At 70.9% G+C, this 2,459-nt stretch carries 3 protein-coding genes; 2 read left to right on the top strand and 1 reads right to left on the bottom strand.

Going from position 1 to position 2,459, the window contains the following annotated elements; all coding sequences use genetic code 11:
• Positions 1-564, bottom strand: a 564-nt coding sequence (locus AB0J68_RS30915; RefSeq protein ID WP_363942274.1) for an aminoacyl--tRNA ligase-related protein, incomplete at its 3' end; no start/stop codon positions are given.
• A 517-nt stretch (positions 565-1,081) separates the two neighbouring features.
• Between AB0J68_RS30915 and AB0J68_RS30910 the strand changes: the two genes are divergently transcribed.
• Both AB0J68_RS30910 and AB0J68_RS30905 read left to right on the top strand, forming a co-directional pair.
• Positions 1,082-1,696, top strand: coding sequence for a DedA family protein (locus tag AB0J68_RS30910; RefSeq protein ID WP_354854003.1), 615 nt, complete (start codon positions 1,082-1,084; stop codon positions 1,694-1,696).
• Positions 1,633-2,367, top strand: coding sequence for a helix-turn-helix domain-containing protein (locus AB0J68_RS30905; protein ID WP_363942271.1), 735 nt, complete (start codon positions 1,633-1,635; stop codon positions 2,365-2,367). The genes AB0J68_RS30910 and AB0J68_RS30905 overlap by 64 nt, the downstream gene beginning before the upstream one ends.
• Positions 2,368-2,459: the final 92 nt, after the last annotated feature.

The raw sequence follows: 2,459 nt of genomic DNA, 5'->3' as shown, positions 1-2,459 counted from the left end.
CGGCCCGCGCAGCGACAGCCGGAACCCCGCCGGGCGGACGCCGAGCGCGGCGTGCGCCGCGCGCATCAGCCGGAGGATCTCGACGACCTCCGCGCCGACCTGGTCCGGGGCGCAGAAGGTGTGCGCGTCGTTGAGCGAGATGGCACGTACCCGGGACAGCCCGCCGAGCACGCCGGAGCGCTCCGAGCGGTACATCCCGCCCAGCTCCGCGATCCGCAGCGGCAACTCCCGGTAGGAGCGGCCTCGGGCGCGGAACACCAGCGCGTGGTGCGGGCAGAGCGCCGGGCGGAGCACGAACTCGTCGTCGGCGCTGAGCCGCATCGGCGGGAACATGTCGTCGGCGAAGTAGCCCAGGTGGCCGGAGAGTTCGAAGAGTTCGCGCTTGCCCAGCGGCGGCGAGTAGACGTGCTGATGGCCGGAGCGACGCTCCAGGTCCCGGACGTACTCCTCGACGGCGTGCCGGGCGGCGGCGCCGGCCGGCAGCCAGATGGGCAGGCCGGCGCCGGCCAGCGGATCGGAGACGAACAGCTCCAGCTCACGGCCGAGCTTGCGGTGGTCGATCATGTCGGGCTCCTGGATCGGGGACGACCCGGAGGCGACCTGGACACCGAACGCCGCGCGGCCCTCGGGGCGGATCGCCCCGGGGCCTGGTCGACGGTGGTTACGTCAGAGCGGCACGCCGGGGACACCCGGCGTCGTCGTCATCACTACCGCGCTGCGCATACGGCGACGTTATTCCTCGGGCGGTCGAGGACGCACCCGGATTTGCGGCGGTGGGAGAGGGGACGGGCCGCCGGCGCGGGACCCGCCGGCGGCCCTGGGCGACCCGAATCGTCAGGAACGGGGGACCCGACGTGCTGGGCCGCGCCGCCCACGGTACGCCGAGGGACGCCGATCCGCCGACCGCCTCGGGCCGCCGTGGGACAGCCGCCGAGCCGTCACCCGAGGGCGGTTCGCCTCGTTGGAACGGGGTGGCCCCGTGGTGTCGACGGTCACGACGGGACGGGGCTGTCCACGGTGACGCCGGACACGCCGTCAGGCTCGAGACACCCAATAGGCCGCATCCGGCGAGGTGGCAGGCGTGCCCGAACTACTGACTGACGTCGCGTCGCCGACGTGGGCGTACCTGGTGCTGCTCGGCCTGCTGATCGCGGACGCCTTCGTGCCGGTGATCCCCACCCAGATCGTCATGATCACCAGCGGCGCGCTGACCGTGTATGGCGGCCTCAGCCTGCCGGTCACCATCGCCGTCGGCGCGCTCGGCGTGTTCGCCGGAGACCTCGCCTGCTACCTGCTCGGCCGTGGCGCACCGGACCGGCGGGCGCCCCGGCACGCCGAACCCAGCCGGGCCCGCCGGATGGCGAGCCGGGTCACGCAGGGATTACGCCAACCCGGCCCGCTGGTCATCCTGCTCTGCCGGTTCGTGCCCGGTGGGCGCATGGCGGCCTGCTTCTCGGCCGGCCGCAGCCGGTATCCGTACCGGCTGTTCGCGCTCTACGAGACGATCGCAGCGCTGGGCTGGGCCACCTACGGGGCGCTGGTCGGGCACCTGGGCGGCACCGCGCTGACCGAGTCGGCCTGGCGGCTGGCCATCATCGCCACCGCCGCGGCGGCCGGCTTCGCCGCAGCCGGATGGGCGATGACCCTGGTCAGCGCCCGCCACGCCCGCACCGCCGCCGAAGTCCCGCTCGACTGAGTGTCGTCAAACCTTCTGATATAAGCTGCGCTTATATTGACCCGACGTGGGACGTCAAACTTCATCCCGAGGTCGAGGAGTGGTTCCTCGGCCTCCCCAGAACGGATCCCGGCAACGCCGACCTCATCAGCGAGGCCATCGACCTCCTCGCCGAACATGGTCCGGCGCTTGGGCGTCCCCTCGTCGATCGACTCAAGGGCAGCCTGTTCCATCACATGAAGGAGCTGCGGCCTGGATCCGCTGGCTCCACGGAGGTCCGCATGATCATCGGAGACGGCCGTCCGGTTGGCGGACGAGCGGTTCCAGGAGCACCTCACCAGCCTGAAGGAAACACAACGATGACCGGTGGAGCCGACTGGCGGGACGTCAAGGCGAAAGCCCGAGAGCTCGACCCAACCTGGGACCATCCAGACCGGGTCGCTCGACGGACCCAGCAGCGTGAACAGATGTTGGCATCGGTGAGTGGCGCGCAGCTCGCAGAGATCCGCAAGCACCTGGGCATGACCCAGGCCCAGTTGGCCGAGGCAGCGGGGTTGACCCAGGCGAGGATCAGCCAGATCGAAAATGGCGAGCACACCAGCCTGGAGACGCTCCGTGCCTACGTCACCGGCCTGGGCGGTCACCTCGACGTCGTCGCCCGCATCGGGAACATCCAACTGAACGTCGCCTAGGGCCCATCCACCCAGGTTGACCCGACCACTGGTACCGGCACAACACGGCGGGGAGATCTTGGACAGTTTCCGTTCGGCGCGAACGGAAACTG

Source organism: Micromonospora sp. NPDC049580, assembly GCF_040675595.1.
Lineage (GTDB): Bacteria > Actinomycetota > Actinomycetes > Mycobacteriales > Micromonosporaceae > Micromonospora.
The sequence above is the reverse complement of the archived record's forward strand: the minus strand, read 5'-3'. Positions and strand labels throughout refer to the sequence as shown.